The 14906-nt window shown below is 71.0% G+C and carries 14 protein-coding genes and 1 pseudogene; 7 read left to right on the top strand and 8 right to left on the bottom strand.

What is annotated here, in order from left to right; genetic code table 11:
* Nucleotides 1-58 precede the first annotated feature (58 nt).
* The gene (locus ACFZCY_RS10150; RefSeq protein ID WP_391170878.1) at nucleotides 59-1744 is read right to left on the bottom strand and encodes a FumA C-terminus/TtdB family hydratase beta subunit; all 1686 of its coding nucleotides are present in this window, start codon (nucleotides 1742-1744) and stop codon (nucleotides 59-61) included.
* Nucleotides 1745-1934: 190 nt separating this feature from the next.
* Here ACFZCY_RS10150 and ACFZCY_RS10145 point away from each other — a divergent pair, with 190 nt between their 5' ends.
* Nucleotides 1935-2594 (top strand): DUF1707 domain-containing protein, encoded by a 660-nt coding sequence (locus ACFZCY_RS10145; protein ID WP_391170876.1) that lies wholly within the window; start codon nucleotides 1935-1937, stop codon nucleotides 2592-2594.
* A 179-nt stretch (nucleotides 2595-2773) separates the two neighbouring features.
* Complete coding sequence (locus ACFZCY_RS10140) at nucleotides 2774-3130, top strand: WhiB family transcriptional regulator (protein ID WP_361477790.1); 357 nt, start codon at nucleotides 2774-2776, stop codon at nucleotides 3128-3130.
* A 78-nt stretch (nucleotides 3131-3208) separates the two neighbouring features.
* Here ACFZCY_RS10140 and glpX read toward each other — a convergent pair whose 3' ends face one another.
* Nucleotides 3209-4240, bottom strand: coding sequence for a class II fructose-bisphosphatase (gene glpX / locus ACFZCY_RS10135; protein ID WP_361477787.1), 1032 nt, complete (start codon nucleotides 4238-4240; stop codon nucleotides 3209-3211).
* Nucleotides 4241-4396: 156 nt separating this feature from the next.
* Between glpX and ACFZCY_RS10130 the strand changes: the two genes are divergently transcribed.
* Nucleotides 4397-4966: a DUF4245 family protein gene (locus ACFZCY_RS10130; protein WP_391172100.1), complete on the top strand. Its 570-nt coding sequence runs from the start codon at nucleotides 4397-4399 to the stop codon at nucleotides 4964-4966.
* A 65-nt stretch (nucleotides 4967-5031) separates the two neighbouring features.
* Here the strand turns inward: ACFZCY_RS10130 and ACFZCY_RS10125 are convergent, their stop codons facing one another.
* The 3 genes from ACFZCY_RS10125 to xseA form a co-directional block, all read right to left on the bottom strand.
* Complete coding sequence (locus ACFZCY_RS10125) at nucleotides 5032-5622, bottom strand: malonic semialdehyde reductase (protein ID WP_391170874.1); 591 nt, start codon at nucleotides 5620-5622, stop codon at nucleotides 5032-5034.
* Nucleotides 5623-6349: 727 nt separating this feature from the next.
* Nucleotides 6350-6670: an exodeoxyribonuclease VII small subunit gene (locus ACFZCY_RS10120; RefSeq protein ID WP_391170872.1), complete on the bottom strand. Its 321-nt coding sequence runs from the start codon at nucleotides 6668-6670 to the stop codon at nucleotides 6350-6352.
* A 10-nt stretch (nucleotides 6671-6680) separates the two neighbouring features.
* A complete protein-coding gene (gene xseA, locus ACFZCY_RS10115) occupies nucleotides 6681-7901 on the bottom strand; it encodes an exodeoxyribonuclease VII large subunit (RefSeq protein ID WP_107097024.1) in 1221 nt (406 codons plus the stop codon).
* 61 nt (nucleotides 7902-7962) lie between these two features.
* Here xseA and ACFZCY_RS10110 point away from each other — a divergent pair, with 61 nt between their 5' ends.
* Entirely contained in the window at nucleotides 7963-8976 is a 1014-nt protein-coding gene (locus ACFZCY_RS10110; protein WP_391170869.1) for a 4-hydroxy-3-methylbut-2-enyl diphosphate reductase, read from the top strand.
* On the top strand, nucleotides 8973-9770 hold the full coding sequence (ppgK, locus tag ACFZCY_RS10105; RefSeq protein ID WP_391170867.1) for a polyphosphate--glucose phosphotransferase: 798 nt from the start codon (nucleotides 8973-8975) through the stop codon (nucleotides 9768-9770). The genes ACFZCY_RS10110 and ppgK overlap by 4 nt, the downstream gene beginning before the upstream one ends.
* On the opposite strand, the gene ACFZCY_RS10100 is transcribed toward ppgK, so the two are convergent.
* Nucleotides 9664-10359 (bottom strand): DUF6542 domain-containing protein, encoded by a 696-nt coding sequence (locus tag ACFZCY_RS10100; protein WP_391170865.1) that lies wholly within the window; start codon nucleotides 10357-10359, stop codon nucleotides 9664-9666. The two genes, ppgK and ACFZCY_RS10100, sit on opposite strands and share 107 nt — an antisense overlap.
* 220 nt (nucleotides 10360-10579) lie before the next feature.
* Between ACFZCY_RS10100 and ychF the strand changes: the two genes are divergently transcribed.
* Complete coding sequence (gene ychF / locus ACFZCY_RS10095) at nucleotides 10580-11668, top strand: redox-regulated ATPase YchF (RefSeq protein ID WP_361477767.1); 1089 nt, start codon at nucleotides 10580-10582, stop codon at nucleotides 11666-11668.
* A 92-nt stretch (nucleotides 11669-11760) separates the two neighbouring features.
* Here the strand turns inward: ychF and ACFZCY_RS10090 are convergent.
* Together ACFZCY_RS10090 and ACFZCY_RS10085 are read right to left on the bottom strand one after the other, a co-directional pair.
* Nucleotides 11761-12221 (bottom strand): annotated as a pseudogene (locus ACFZCY_RS10090) (Uma2 family endonuclease); the annotation flags it as partial.
* Between the two features lie 19 nt (nucleotides 12222-12240).
* Nucleotides 12241-13626 carry a M1 family aminopeptidase gene (locus ACFZCY_RS10085; RefSeq protein ID WP_391170863.1) on the bottom strand — a complete coding sequence of 462 codons (1386 nt, stop codon included), beginning with the start codon at nucleotides 13624-13626 and terminating at the stop codon, nucleotides 12241-12243.
* Nucleotides 13627-13819: 193 nt separating this feature from the next.
* On the opposite strand from ACFZCY_RS10085, the gene ACFZCY_RS10080 reads away from it, so the two are divergent.
* Entirely contained in the window at nucleotides 13820-14572 is a 753-nt protein-coding gene (locus ACFZCY_RS10080; RefSeq protein ID WP_391170861.1) for a GntR family transcriptional regulator, read from the top strand.
* Nucleotides 14573-14906: the final 334 nt, after the last annotated feature.

Genomic DNA, 14906 nt, shown 5'->3' with positions numbered 1-14906 from the left:
GCCGACAGGCCGACGGCCCCGGCCGGAAGCCGGGGCCGTCAGAGGTGGTGGGTGCCGGTCAGGCGCCGGGGCGGACCGGGATGCTGCTCACGAACGGCTGCGAGGGACCCGGATCCGTGAAGAAGTCGTTCCCCTTGTCGTCCACCACGATGAACGCCGGGAAGTCCTCCACCTCGATCTTCCAGACCGCCTCCATGCCCAGCTCCTCGTACTCCAGGACCTCGACCTTCTTGATGCAGTCCTGCGCCAGCCGCGCCGCCGGGCCGCCGATCGAGCCCAGGTAGAAGCCGCCGTACGCGTCGCACGCCTGGGTGACCTGCTTGGAGCGGTTGCCCTTGGCCAGCATCACGAACGAGCCGCCCGCCGCCTGGAACTGCTCCACGTACGCGTCCATCCGGCCCGCCGTGGTCGGGCCGAACGAGCCCGAGGCGTAGCCCTCGGGCGTCTTGGCCGGGCCCGCGTAGTAGACGGCGTGGTCGCGCAGGTACTGCGGCATCTCCTCGCCCGCGTCCAGCCGCTCCTTGATCTTCGCGTGCGCGATGTCACGGGCGACGACCAGCGGGCCGGTGAGCGAGAGCCGCGTCTTGACCGGGTGCTTGGTCAGCTCGGCCCGGATCTCGTCCATCGGCCGGTTCAGGTCGATCCGTACGACGTCGCTCTCGTCCAGGTTCTCGTCCGTCGTCTCGGGCAGGAAGCGCGCCGGGTCGGTCTCCAGCTGCTCCAGGAAGACGCCCTCGGGCGTGATCTTCGCGAGCGCCTGGCGGTCGGCCGAGCAGGAGACGGCGATCGCGACCGGGCAGGACGCGCCGTGCCGCGGCAGCCGGACGACCCGTACGTCGTGGCAGAAGTACTTGCCGCCGAACTGCGCGCCGATCCCGATCTTCTGCGTCAGCTCGAAGACCTTCTCCTCCAGCTCCTTGTCCCGGAAGCCGTGACCGGTCGGGGAGCCTTCGGCGGGCAGCTCGTCCAGGTAGTGCGCGGAGGCGTACTTCGCGGTCTTCAGCGCGTACTCGGCGCTGGTGCCGCCGACCACGATCGCCAGGTGGTACGGCGGGCACGCGGACGTGCCCAGCGAACGGATCTTCTCCTCCAGGAACTTCATCATCGATGCCTCGTTCAGCACCGCCTTCGTCTCCTGGTAGAGGAAGGACTTGTTCGCCGAGCCGCCGCCCTTGGCCATGAAGAGGAACTTGTAGGCGCCGCCGTCGGTCGCGTACAGCTCGATCTGCGCGGGCAGGTTGGAGCCGGTGTTCTTCTCGTCCCACATGGTCAGCGGGGCCATCTGGGAGTAGCGCAGGTTGAGCTTGGTGTACGCGTCGTACACGCCGCGCGACAGGGCCTCCTCGTCACCGCCTTCGGTGAGCACGTTCTGGCCGCGCTTGCCCATGACGATGGCGGTGCCGGTGTCCTGGCACATCGGCAGCACCCCGGCCGCCGCGATGTTGGCGTTCTTCAGCAGGTCCAGCGCCACGAAGCGGTCGTTCGGGCTGGCCTCGGGGTCGTCGAGGATGCGGCGCAGCTGGGCGAGGTGATCGGGGCGCAGATAGTGCGAAATGTCGTGCATCGCCTCGGCCGCGAGCTTGCGCAGCGCCTCCGGCTCGACCTTGAGGAAGGTGCGCCCGTCGGCCTCGAAGGTGCTCACGCCCTCGGAGGTCACCAGACGGTAGGTCGTCCGGTCTTCTCCCAGGGGCAGCAGGTCCGAATAGGCAAACGCCGGGTGGGCTGGGTGGGAAGCGGCGGGCATCGCGGCCATTCCTTACTCGACGGGGGCTATGGCTGACTTCGTCGACAGCGCGTGGACAAGCGTAGAACGGGGTGGGGGAACGGCGGCTTGTGAGGTAAGGCTCACTAGAGAGTGTCCGCACGGTCCCGCCGCGCGCGCCCCGCCGCAGACCCCTAGTCGCGATCTATCGCGACTGGGTACGCTGAGCGGCGTGGATGAGCAGCAGTCGCAGCAGCCGGTCCCCCTGACCAAATCCGCCCCCGCCCCGGCGCCCGTCGCGGAGGCGGAGATCCGCGCGTCCGACGCGGATCGTGACCGGATCGCGGACATCCTGCGGGAGGCCCTGGCCGAGGGGCGGCTCGATCCCGAGGAGCACGCCGAGCGGATCGACGCGGTCTACCGCGCCAAGACCCTCGGCGAGCTGGAGCCCCTGGTCCGGGACGTGCCCGCGGGTACGTCCCGCGCCGCGGCGGGCCCGCCCTCCGGCGCGGCGTCCGGCCCCGCCGCCGGCCCCGAGAACCTGATCGCGGTCTTCGGCGGCGCCGTGCGCAAGGGCCGCTGGCGGCCCCGCCGCCGTACGCACGCCTTCGCGGTCTTCGGCGGTGTCGAGATCGACCTCACCGAGGCGGTCTTCCAGCAGCGGGAGATCGCCATCCAGGCGTGGGCCGTGTTCGGCGCGGTGGAGATCAGGGTCCCGGAGAACGTCTCGCTGCACGGTTCCGGCTCCGGCGTATTCGGCGGCGTGGACATCGCGGAACACGAGGCTCCGGACCCCGACGCGCCGGTGATCCGGGTCAGCGGATTCGCGCTCTTCGGCGGGATCGAGGCCAAGCCGAAGCGCGGGAAACGTGTGAAGAACCTGAGGTCATAAGGGCTGAACAGCCGCTGTGCATACGGAATTTCCGGGCGGGACAACCGTGTGCATAAGCGTGCGCACAGCGGGTAAGGCTTGGTGCATCGTCTTCTCGCGCGGCTGATGGGGGTGCACTGGGGGCCGTGGGGCGGGAGACGGGCAAGGGTGAACACCGGAGCCGTCGTCAGGAGTAGACCGTGCTGCAACCGCATCAGCCCCTGCTGGACGCCGCCGTGCCCCCGCAGCGCACCCCCGCTCGGGAACAGGCCGGCCCCTGGCACTCGGAGGCGGTGTGCCGCCGGGATGAGGCCGGGCTGTTCTTCGCTCCGTCCAAGGAGCCCACGGCTGCCCGGTTGTCGCGGGAAGAGGCCGCCAAGCGCGTCTGCGCGCGCTGCCCGGTCATGGTCGAGTGCCGGGAGCACGCGCTGCTCCAGCCCGAGCCGTACGGGGTGTGGGGCGGGCTGACCGCGGCCGAGCGCCGGGTGGTGCTGGCCCGCCGCCGGCGCCGCGAGGCGGAGCTGCAGCGCGCCGTGCGCGTCGCCGCCGCCGGGTGAACTCTCCGGGTCACCGGCCGGGCCCCGCCGTGCGGCGGAGTCCGGCCCGGTTGGCGTACGTACGGCCCTGGTGGACGCTCAGCGCGGGCGCTCGAAGTCGACCGAGGCGTAGGCGCGCAGCTTGGACAGCCGGTGGGTGGAGTCGATCTGCCGGATCGTCCCGGACTTGGACCGCATCACCAGTGACTGGGTGGTGGCGGTCTCCGCGCGGTACCGCACCCCGCGCAGCAGATCACCGTCGGTGATGCCGGTGGCGACGAAGAACACATTGTCGCCGCTGACCAGATCGTCGGTCTGGAGGACCTGGTCGAGGTCGTGGCCCGCGTCGACGGCCCGCTGCCGCTCCTCGTCGTCCTTCGGCCACAGCTTGGCCTGGATCGTGCCGCCGAGGCACTTGATCGCGCAGGCCGCGATGATGCCCTCCGGCGTGCCGCCGACGCCCAGCAGCAGATCCGCGCCGGTGCCCTCGCGCACCGCCATGATCGCACCGGCCACGTCGCCGTCGGAGATGAACTTGATCCGGGCGCCCGCCTCCCGGATCTCCTTGACCAGGCCCTCGTGGCGGGGACGGTCCAGGACCACCACGGTGACGTCCTCGGGGCTGGACTTCTTCGCCTTCGCGATCCGCCGGATGTTCACCCCGGGCGGCGCGGTGATGTCCACGAACTCGGCGGCCTCGGGGCCGGTGACCAGCTTGTCCATGTAGAAGACGGCCGACGGGTCGAACATGGTGCCCCGCTCGGCGACGGCGAGCACGGAGACGGCGTTGGCCATGCCCTTGGCGGTCAGCGTGGTGCCGTCCACCGGGTCCACGGCCACATCGCACTCCGGGCCGGTCCCGTCGCCGACGCGCTCCCCGTTGAAGAGCATCGGCGCCTCGTCCTTCTCGCCCTCGCCGATGACCACGACACCGTTCATCGACACAGTGTGGACGAGGGAGCGCATGGCCTTCACGGCGGCGCCGTCCGCGCCGTTCTTGTCGCCGCGGCCCACCCAGCGGCCGGATGCCATGGCGCCCGCCTCGGTGACCCTGACCAGCTCAAGGGCGAGGTTGCGGTCGGGAGCCGCGGGACTGACCTCGAGCTGGGACGGCAGATGATGCTCGGTCATCGGAGCGCACCTTTCTGTACGGCGACGAACCGGAAAGTGAGGGTGCTCATGACCTTATCCGTTCATTGCGAAAGTGAGCAGAGGACCCCACGCATGAGCACGGCCCTGTTGCCGGGTGCCGAGGGGCGATGAGGGACGATAGGGGGCGTGGCAGGTATGCGTGGCAAAGAGACGGTGCGGGACATGGTCCTGTCGCTGACGGTGATTGGTGTCGTCGCGGCGGCCATCTACGTCTTCGGCATTCCGCACGACGACGGTGACAAGGGCAAGGGCGTCAAGACGGTCGACTACCGGGTGGAGGTGGACACCGCCCGGCGCGCGGCGCCGTACCCGGTCGCCGCCCCGGAGAAGGGCAGCCTGCCCAAGGGGTGGCGCGCGACCTCGGTGACGTACCAGCCCGGTACCACCGAGGACAAGGGCGCGGCCTGGCACCTGGGCTTCCTGGACCAGGACCAGGAGTACATCGCGATCGAGCAGAGCGACGGCAGGCCGGTCCCCTTCATCGAGGACGTCACCCAGCAGGCGCGGGAGACCAAGGCCAAGCAGGAGATCGGCGGCCACGAGTGGGTCCGCTACGAGGGCGACAAGTACGACGCCCTGGTGCGCCGCGAACCGGGCGTGACCACGGTCGTCACCGGCACCGCGTCGTACGGGCAACTCGCGAAGATGGCCGCCGCGCTCAAGGCGGAGAAGGCCGAGAAGGCCGAGAAGACCGAAAAGGGCTGACCGGACAGCACCGCGCCCCTTCGGCCGGGTTCGCCGAAGGGGCGCGGTGCGGGTCTCGCATCACCTCAGACGGTGGTGACGACCTGCCCGTAGTCCAGGCGCGGGAGGCGCGGCTTCCAGGCGTCCTCGCCCGGCTTGCCGATGTTGACGACCATCAGCGGGGTGTGGTCGTCGTCCAGGAACTCCTTCTGCACCCCGGCCGGGTCGAAACCGGTCATCGGACCGGCCGCCAGACCGGCGGCGCGGACGCCCACGATGAAGTAACCGGCCTGCAGCGAGGCGTTGAGGGCCGCGGCCTGCTCACGGTTGTCACGCTCGCCGAAGAAGATGTCCTTGATCTGCGGGGCGTGCGGGAAGAGCGCGGGCAGCTCCTCGTGGAACTCGTTGTCCGCGGCGAGGATCGCGACCAGCGGCGCGGACGCCGTCTTGGGCTGGTTGCCCTCGGCCATGTGAGGAACCAGACGCTCACGCGCCTCGGCGGAGCGGACCAGGACGATGCGCAGCGGCGACTGGTTGAAGGCCGTGGGGGCGTACTTCACCAGGTCGTAGATGGCCTGCACCTGCTCCTCGGAGACCGGCTCGTCGGTGAAGGTGTTGGCGGTGTGGGCCTCACGGAAAAGCAGGTCCTGGGCGGCCGGGTCGAGTGCGAGCGTCATGGTAAACCTCCTGGTCACGGTGGTGATATCGATGTGCGCTGCCTCCACTGTACGAGATTTAGGTTAATGTTCAACTAAAGCCCGGGCAGGGTGCTCCGAATCACAGCCGACGGCCCCCGCCGACCGGCCCGGATCTCCGCCCCGACCCCGGGGCACGCCCCACCGGCACCTGGGAGCGCTTGGGGAGCGGGTCACGGAGGTGGAGACGCCCCACCCCAGCCCGCCCGGCTCAGCCCCGGCCCCCGGCTGAGGACCGTCCGAGCTTCGCGGCGCAGGCTCTGCCCCACTCCCAGCCCCTCCGGTGCCCGGGGCCCGGTTTCAGGGGCGGAAGTGCCTCCCCCCCCCTGGCCCCTTCCGGCGTCCGGGACGCGGGTCCGGGGGCCGGAGATGCCCCACTCCCAGTCTTCCCGGCGTTCGGGGCCCGGTTCCGGGGGCGGAAATGCCTCACCCTCAGTCCTCCCGGCGTTCGGGGCCCGGTTTCAGGGGCGGAAGTGCCCCCCTGGCCCCTTCCGGCGTCCGGAATGCGGGTCCGGAGGCGGAGACGCCCGCCCTCAGCCCTCCCGGCGTCCGGGAGGCGGGTCCGGAGGCGGAGATGCCTCACCCTCAGCCCCTCCGGCGTTTGAGGAGCGGGGTCCGGGGGCGGAGCCCCGGCGGGGGTGTGGGGGCGGAGCCCCCACCCGGGGCCGGGGCGGAGCCCCGGGTCGGGAAGGGGCGGGGTGGGGAAAGATCAGTCCTCCCCGCCACCGTCGCCATCCCCCGAGTGCGCCAGCGCCGCGTCCAGCCGCGCCCGCGCACCCTCCAGCCAGCGGCGGCACACCGTGGCCAGCTCCTCGCCCCGCTCCCACAGGGCCAGCGACTCCTCCAGGCTGGTGCCGCCCGCCTCGAGCCGCCGCACGACCTCGACCAGCTCGTCCCGCGCCTGCTCGTAGCCGAGCGTCGTCTCCGCCGCCCCGGTCTTCTCGCCGACCCCGGCGGTCTCGCCGGCCCCGGTCTTCTCCTCGACCCCGGCCGTCTCGCCGGCCCCGGCCGTCCCGTCCGTCTTCGCCATGCCCCTCACCCTATTCAGCCGGTCCGACAGCGGCCCGCACCGTGAACTCGCCCTCCGCGACCCGCGCCCGCAGCTCCTCGTCCGCCGACACCTCGGCCGCCGCCCGCACCACCGACCCGTCGGCGTGCTGCAGCACCGCATAGCCGCGCCGCAGTGTCGCGGCGGGGGAGAGGGCCACCACCCGGGCCTGGGTGTGCGCCAGCTCCGAGTCCGCCCGGTCGAGCAGATGCCCCAGGCAGCGGCGGGCCCGGTCGAGCACCGACGCGATCTGTTCCTCGCGCTCCTCCACCATCCGCCGCGGCTGCCGCAGGCACGGCCGGGCGAGCGCGGCCTCCAGCCCCCGCTCCTCGCGATCCAGCAGCCCGTTCACACTGCGCAGCGCGCGCTCGCGCAGATGCTGGATGCGCACCAGCTCCTCGCCCACGTCCGGCACGGTCTTCTTCGCCGCGTCGGTGGGCGTGGAGGCGCGCAGATCGGCGACCAGGTCGAGCAGCGGGGAGTCCGGCTCGTGGCCGATGGCGGACACCACCGGCGTGACGCACGCCGCGACCGTCCGTACCAGCTGCTCGTCCGAGAACGGCAGCAGGTCCTCCACGCTGCCGCCGCCGCGCGCGACCACGATCACGTCCACCTCGGGCAGCGCGTCCAGCTCCTTGACCGCCTCGATCACCTGCGGCACCGCATGCGTGCCCTGCACTGCGACGTTGCGCACCTCGAAGCGGACGGCGGGCCAGCGCAGCCGGGCGTTCTCCAGGACGTCGCGCTCGGCGGCCGAGGCGCGGCCGCAGACCAGCCCTATCAGCTGCGGCAGGAACGGCAGCGGCTTCTTGCGCTCGGCGGCGAACAGCCCCTCGGCCGCCAGCGCCTTCTTCAACTGCTCCAGCCGCGCCAGCAGTTCCCCGACGCCCACCGGCCGGATCTCGGCGGCCCGCAGGGACAGCTGCCCACGTGGCGCGTACCACTCCGGCTTGGCGTGCACGACGACCCGGGCGCCCTCCGAGACCGTGTCCGCGATCTTGTCGAAGACGGCGCGGAAGCAGGTGACGGTCAGCGAGATGTCGTAGCTGGGGTCGCGCAGTGTCAGGAAGACCACCCCGGCGCCCGGCCGCCGGGACAGCTGGGTGATCTGCCCCTCGACCCACACCGCCCCGAGCCGGTCGATCCACCCCCCGATCAGCCGGGACACCTCGCCGACCGGGATCGGCGCTTCCGCGGACGTGTTGACAGCCATGCCCGCGAGCGTATCGGCCACCACCGACAGAGCCCGCCGTCATCGCCCCTACGATGGGGACATGACTGCAACCTCCGCCCGCCGGGTCCTGCTCGCTGCCCCGCGTGGCTACTGCGCGGGCGTCGACCGTGCCGTGATCGCCGTCGAAAAGGCCCTGGAGCAGTACGGCGCGCCGATTTACGTGCGCAAGGAGATCGTCCACAACAAGTACGTCGTCCAGACCCTGGAGAAGAAGGGCGCGATCTTCGTCGACGAGACGGAGGAGGTGCCCGAGGGCTCCATCGTGATCTTCTCGGCGCACGGCGTCGCCCCGGTCGTCCACGAGGAGGCCGCGCAGCGCCAGCTGGCCACCATCGACGCGACCTGCCCGCTGGTCACCAAGGTCCACAAGGAGGCCGTCCGGTTCGCCAAGGAGGACTACGACATCCTCCTGATCGGTCACGAGGGCCATGAGGAGGTCATCGGCACCAGCGGCGAGGCGCCGGACCACATCACCCTGGTCGACGGCCCGGACGATGTGAAGAACGTCGAGGTCCGCGACGAGTCCAAGGTCGTCTGGCTGTCCCAGACCACCCTCTCGGTCGACGAGACGATGGAGACCGTGGACGCGCTCAAGGATCGCTTCCCGCAGCTCATCAGCCCGCCCAGCGACGACATCTGCTACGCCACCCAGAACCGTCAGACCGCGATCAAGCAGGTCGCCGCCGAATCCGACCTCGTCATCGTCGTCGGCTCCAAGAACTCCTCCAACTCGGTGCGGCTGGTCGAGGTCGCGATCGGCGCCGGTGCCAAGGACGGCCATCTGGTCGACTACGCCAGCGAGATCGACGAGGCCTGGCTGGAGGGCGTGACGACGGTCGGCGTGACCTCGGGCGCCTCCGTACCGGACGTGCTGGTCGAGGGCGTCCTGGACTGGCTGGCCGAGCGCGGCTACGGGGACGTGGAGGTCGTACAGCCCATGCAGGAGAGCCTGACCTTCTCGCTGCCCAAGGAGCTGCGCCGGGACCTGCGGTCCGAGGTCGCCGCGACCACCGCCGGCACGACCGCCGCCGGGACGGACGGCGCGGAGCGGTGACCGACGGAAACGGCAGCGGCCCGGCCGCGCGCGTGTTCGGCGTGGACATCGGCGGGTCCGGGATCAAGGGCGCGCCGGTGGACCTGGACCGCGGCGACCTGGCCGAGGAGCGCCACAAGGTGCTCACCCCCCATCCGGCCACGCCCGGGGCGGTCGTGGCCGGGGTGGTGGAGGTCGCCGGGCACTTCGGCTGGGCCGGGCGCCCGGTCGGGGTGACCTTCCCGGGCGTGGTGACGGACGGGGTGACCCGGACCGCCGCGAACGTCGACAAGAGCTGGATCGGCACCGATCTGGCCGGTGTGCTCGGCGAGCGGCTGGGCGCACCGGTCACCGTGCTCAACGACGCGGACGCGGCCGGGGTCGCCGAGATGACCTTCGGCGCGGGCCGCGGCCGTCAGGGCACCGTGATCGTGCTCACCCTCGGCACCGGCATCGGCAGCGCGGTCTTCACCGGCGGGCGGCTGGTGCCCAACACCGAGCTGGGCCATCTGGAGCTGGACGGCCACGAGGCGGAGAAGCGCGCCTCCACCAAGGTCCGCGAGGATCACGACCTGAGCTGGCCGCACTGGGCGCACCGGGTGCAGAAGTACCTGGCGCACCTGGAGATGCTGTTCTCGCCGGAGCTGTTCGTGATCGGCGGCGGGGTGAGCCGCAAGGCGCACAAGTTCCTGCCGCTGATCGAGGACATCAGGGCCGAGATCGTCCCGGCGCAGCTGCAGAACAACGCGGGGATCGTGGGTGCCGCGATGGCCGCGGCTGCCGCTGCTGACGGCGCCGCCGCTGCCGCCCCATGAGGGCGATCCGGCGGACGAGGACGATCACGGCGGTCAGCAGCGTCCCGGCGTAGAGCCAGCCCGCGTTCAGCGACAGCGCGGTGAAGACGCCCAGCGCCTGACCCGCGAACCCCTCGCTGCCGTCGTTGATCGGCAGCAGCCCGGCCGTGAAGGCGATCGGCACGCCGATCGCCCCCGGGAACAGGTCGGCGGGCCGCACCCACATCCCGCAGCCCGCGCACGCCAGTAAGAAGAACACCCCGTAGGCGGTGTACGACCCGGACAGCAGCAGTGCGTCCAGACAGCCGAAGGCGAGCATCGCGAGCGCGGTCAGCAGTCCCGCGCCCAGGGCGGTGAGCCGGGCGCTGGGCAGGGTGACCGGCCGGTCGCGCAGCGCGGCGGCCGCGCCCAGCAGCCCGCCCCGTCCGGCGCCCCGTCGTCCGGCGCCCCGTGCGCCGCCACGTGCCGCCGGGCGGGCGCCGCGCCCCGCGCCGCCCGCGCCCTGGCCGCCGCTCCTGCCCCCGCCCCGGCCCGGGTACGTGTCGTCCGCCGCCGGGCGGGGCGAGGGGGCGGCCGCCCGGCGAGGCGTACGTGTCCTGTAGTACTCCACCAGACCAACGTAGGTGGGCGGAGGGCTGGAATCCGGACTGGGACACGCCCTTCGCGGGACCTTGGCAGTCTGTTCGACTGATTGTCAGTCCGGGAGGGTGACGGTCCGCCCGGACGGGTGACCGGAGGCGGCCCCGTAGACTGGTGGACCGGCCCCCATGGGGGCCGTGTCCTGTCCTCGCATTCGATCCCGCTCCGGGAAGCTACGGGAAGTCGCCAACGTGTCGCTCACGATCGGAATCGTCGGTCTGCCGAATGTCGGCAAGTCGACCCTGTTCAACGCCCTGACCAAGAACGACGTGCTGGCGGCCAACTACCCGTTCGCCACCATCGAGCCCAACGTCGGCGTCGTGGGCGTCCCCGACCCCCGCCTCGACAAGCTCGCCGAGCTGTTCGGCTCGGCCCGCAAGCTCCCCGCCACCGTCGACTTCGTCGACATCGCCGGGATCGTCAAGGGCGCCTCGGAGGGCGAGGGGCTGGGCAACAAGTTCCTGGCGAACATCCGCGAGTCCGACGCCATCTGCCAGGTCATCCGCGCCTTCAAGGACGAGAACGTCGTCCACGTCGACGGCAAGATCTCGCCCAAGAGCGACATCGAGACGATCAACACCGAGCTGATCCTCGCCGACCTCCAGACCATCGAGAAGGTGCTGCCCCGCCTGGTCAAGGAGTCCCGGATCCAGAAGGACAAGCAGGCCCAGGTCAAGGCCGTCGAAGAGGCCAAGGCCATCCTCGACGAGGGCCGCACCCTCTTCTCCGCCGGCATCGTCCAGGGCAGCGAGCGCGCCGCCCTCCTCCACGACCTGCACCTGCTCACCACCAAGCCGTTCCTCTACGTCTTCAACGTCGACGAGGACGAGCTGACCGACGAGTCCTTCAAGGCCGAGCAGCGCTCCCTCGTCGCCCCCGCCGAGGCGATCTTCCTCAACGCCAAGCTCGAAGCCGACCTCGCCGAACTCGACGACGAGGAAGCCCTCGAACTCCTCCAGTCCGTGGGCCAGACCGAACCCGGCCTCGCCACCCTCGCCCACGTCGGCTTCAACACCCTCGGCCTCCAGACCTACCTCACGGCAGGCCCCAAGGAGTCCCGCGCCTGGACCATCAAGAAGGGCGCCACGGCCCCCGAGGCGGCCGGTGTCATCCACACCGACTTCCAGAAGGGCTTCATCAAGGCCGAGGTCATCTCCTTCGACGACCTGGTCGAGACGGGCTCCGTCGCCGAGGCCCGCGCGGCGGGCAAGGCGCGCATGGAGGGCAAGGACTACGTGATGCGCGACGGCGACGTGGTGGAGTTCCGCTTCAACGTGTAGCGGCGAGACGCGGGTCAGAAGGGTTCGGGCTCAGGTGAGCCCGGACCCTTCTGTGTTCCCGTGTGCTGACGTGGTGCTGACCCCTGGTTCCTCCGCGGCGGGGTGAGCTGGTCGAGATCCAGGCTGATCTCGAAAGGCGCAGGGCGCTTCAGGGTGTTCCGGAAGATGCCGGCGGGCGCGTAGGGCCGGTCGCTTCGTCCAGTTCGTAGACGTGGACGACGAGAGCACCGTCCTCGTCCTCGATGCGCCAGTAGTGCGGGATTCCGGCCTCCGCGTACTTGCGGAGCTTGACCGTGCGGTCGCGTTGTGCGGATTCGGGGGAGACGACCTCGACGACCAATCGCACTTCGCCCGGGGTGAGCCAGGTGCGGTCGCCGTCGTAGTCGGCGGTCGTCACCAAGAGATCCGGCTCGGGCCGGTTGCGTTGATCGAGCTTGATCGTCATCTCTCGGCCGACCCGGACATCGGCGGGTGTCCGCTCCATGAGGGCGACTGTGAGCATGGTGACGAGGTGGCCGTGCCACCACCTCTGCGGCGACGCCAAGAAGACAAGCGGGATCGGCTGAGGGGCGTTACGGCCTCGGGGGCTTGCCCTTGGCGTAGAGCCAGGTGGTGAAGAGCTCGCTCAGGTCCTTGCCGGAGAGGCGCTCGGACAGGGCGATGAACGCCTTCGTGTCGGCGTTGCCGTGGCGGTGGTCGCGCAGCCAGGTGCGCAAGGTGCGGAAGAAGGTGCGGTCGCCGACGGAGCGGCGGAGTTGGTGGAGGGCCATGGCGCCGCGGCCGTAGACGGGTGGGTCGGAGACGCGGCCGGGGGAGGGCGGGGCGGCGGGCGGGAAGGACCAGATGCCGTCGCTCTCGTCGTCCGTGCCGTCGTAGAAGTCGTCGAAGGTCTGCTGGGCGGTGCGGCCGTGGTGCTGTTCGGTCCAGAGCCATTCGGCGTAGGTGGCGAAGCCCTCGTTGAGCCACATGTCCTTCCACGCGCGCGGGGTGACCGAGTTGCCGAACCACTGGTGGGCGAGTTCGTGGACGATCAGGCGCTGGTCGGGGGCGGCGGCGAAGAAGGGCTTGGTCTGGGTTTCCAGGGCGTAGCCGAGGTCGGGGAGGTGGCCGACGATGGCGCCGGTGGAGGTGAAGGGGTAGGGGCCGAAGGTGCGGCGCTCCCAGGCAGTGATCTTGGTGATCCGGCCGGGGACGTCGCGGGAGGCGTCGGCCTCGGCGGGATCCACGGCGACGTACTGGGGGAGGCCGCCGGCGGTGGTGGTGTGGATCTCGAAGCGGCCGATGGCGACGGTGGCCAGGTAGGTGGCCATGGGTTCGCGGGTGCGCCAGCGGTGGGTGGTGCGGCCGTCGCGGGTGTCGTGGCGGGTGAGTTCGCCGTTGGAGACGGCCGTGTAGCCGCGCGGGACGGTGACGGAGATGTCGTACGCGGCCTTGTCGGAGGGGTGGTTGTTGCCGGGGAACCAGGCCATGGAGCCCGTCGGTTCGCCGAGCCCGACGGCGCCGTCGGTGGTCCGGAGCCAGCCCTCCCGGGAGCCGTCCGGGTCGGTGATGGTCTTCGGCTCGCCGTCGTAGACGACGGTGGTCGTGAAGGTGCGGTTCTCGGGGAGGGCGGTGGCGGGGGTGAGGATCAGCTCGGTGCCGTCGCGGGTGGCGCGGGCGGGGCGGCCGTTGACGGTGGTGTCGCGGACGCGCAGTCCGGCGAGGTCGAGGTGGAAGGAGCTGAGGGCCCGGGTGGCGCGGGCGGTGATCCGGGCGGTGCCGCGCAGCCGGTGGGTGCCGGGGGTGTAGTCGAGGGCGAGGCGGTAGTGGGTCACGTCGTAGCCGCCGTTGCCGAGCTTCGGGAAGAGGGGGTCGGCCGCGCCCGCCGCGCCCGGGGACGCTGCCTTCTGGGGGCCGCTGCAGGCCGTGGACAGGATGAGCAGGGCGCCCAGGAAGAGGTGGGCGGGTCGTCGGGGCACGGGTCTCCTCGGTGGGCGGCCCGCGGGCCGGGCGCGGGCTGATGATCGTCATGAAAGTGGGTGAACCGGATCCCTGTCGAGATAAACGTCTCCGAACTGCAGTTCACCACTTCTAGTGAAGCTCTGGCCGTCAGTTGCTATCGACAACCGTCGGTTGTCAAGCTGTTGCTGACTGTCAACCCTGGGAGTGCACGTGGCCTTTGGTGACCAGCCCGCATACCTCCGTGTCGCCGACGACCTCCGGAAGAAGATCGTCGCGGGCGATCTGCCACCGCATGCCCGCCTCCCCTCCCAGGCGCGGATACGCGAGGAGTACGGGGTCTCCGACACCGTCGCCCTCGAAGCCCGCAAGGTGCTGATGGCCGAGGGCCTGGTCGAGGGTCGCTCCGGGTCGGGCACGTATGTCCGCGCGCAGCCCGTTCCGCGCCGTCTGATGCGCACCGGCTATCGCGCCCGGGGCGAGTCCAGCCCGTTCCGGCAGGAGCAGGGGGACGACCGGGTCAGCGGCAGCTGGGAGTCCGGCAGCGAGCAGGAGGAGGCGAGCCCGGAGATCGCCGAGCGGCTGCGGATCGAGCCGGGCGAGCGCGTCATGCGCACCCGGTATCTCTTCCGGGCGGCGAATGAGCCGGTGATGCTCTCCACGTCCTGGGAGCCGCTGGCCGTCACCGGGCGCACCCCCGTGATGCTGCCCGAGGAGGGGCCGCTCGCCGGGCGCGGGGTGGTCGAGCGGATGGCGGCCGTCGACGTCGTGGTGGACAACGTGGCGGAGGAGGTCGGGGCCCGTCCGGGCCTCGCCGAGGAGGTGCTGGCGCTCGGCGGGGTGCCGGGTCATGTGGTGCTCGTGATCTCCCGTACGTACTTCGCGGGCGGTCGGCCGGTGGAGACGGCGGACGTGGTGACGCTGGCCGAGCGCTATCGGGTCGCGTACCACCTGCCGGTGAAGTGACGGCACCGGACCGTTAGAGAGCCGAGCCGAGTAAAGGGCCGGTAATTTATTCGGCTGGTCTTTCTTTGGGGTGCGGCCAACTTGAGCTGGATTTGAGCTTGTTGGTCTGTGGGCGGTGCCTTGTTCCCCGAACTCCGCTATTCAAAACCCATGCATCGGAATCACTACTCGCGGCTATGCCGAAACGGGCGCATTCGGCGATATCACAGCGGAATGGCGGCCCCGGTGAGGTCCGTCGCCGCCGACCGGTCCGTGCCGCCTGGCCAGCGAGGCTTCGCCCGGCGCCGAATGCCGTGGCGGGTCCGTAGAGGTTTTGCGAAGGCCCTCCCGGTGG

The organism is Streptomyces sp. NPDC007983 (assembly GCF_042958345.1).
Classification (GTDB): Bacteria; Actinomycetota; Actinomycetes; order Streptomycetales; family Streptomycetaceae; genus Streptomyces.
The sequence above is the reverse complement of the archived record's forward strand: the minus strand, read 5'-3'. Positions and strand labels throughout refer to the sequence as shown.

Bases quoted from the DNA above. Each gene is read 5' to 3' on its own strand.
- ACFZCY_RS10150 (WP_391170878.1), bottom strand. From the start codon at position 1,744: ATGCCCGCCGCTTCCCACCCAGCCCACCCGGCGTTTGCCTATTCGGAC.
- glpX (WP_361477787.1), bottom strand. From the start codon at position 4,240: ATGACCGAGCATCATCTGCCGTCCCAGCTCGAGGTCAGTCCCGCGGCT.
- ACFZCY_RS10130 (WP_391172100.1), top strand. From the start codon at position 4,397: ATGCGTGGCAAAGAGACGGTGCGGGACATGGTCCTGTCGCTGACGGTG.
- ACFZCY_RS10125 (WP_391170874.1), bottom strand. From the start codon at position 5,622: ATGACGCTCGCACTCGACCCGGCCGCCCAGGACCTGCTTTTCCGTGAG.
- ACFZCY_RS10120 (WP_391170872.1), bottom strand. From the start codon at position 6,670: ATGGCGAAGACGGACGGGACGGCCGGGGCCGGCGAGACGGCCGGGGTC.
- xseA (WP_107097024.1), bottom strand. From the start codon at position 7,901: ATGGCTGTCAACACGTCCGCGGAAGCGCCGATCCCGGTCGGCGAGGTG.
- ACFZCY_RS10110 (WP_391170869.1), top strand. From the start codon at position 7,963: ATGACTGCAACCTCCGCCCGCCGGGTCCTGCTCGCTGCCCCGCGTGGC.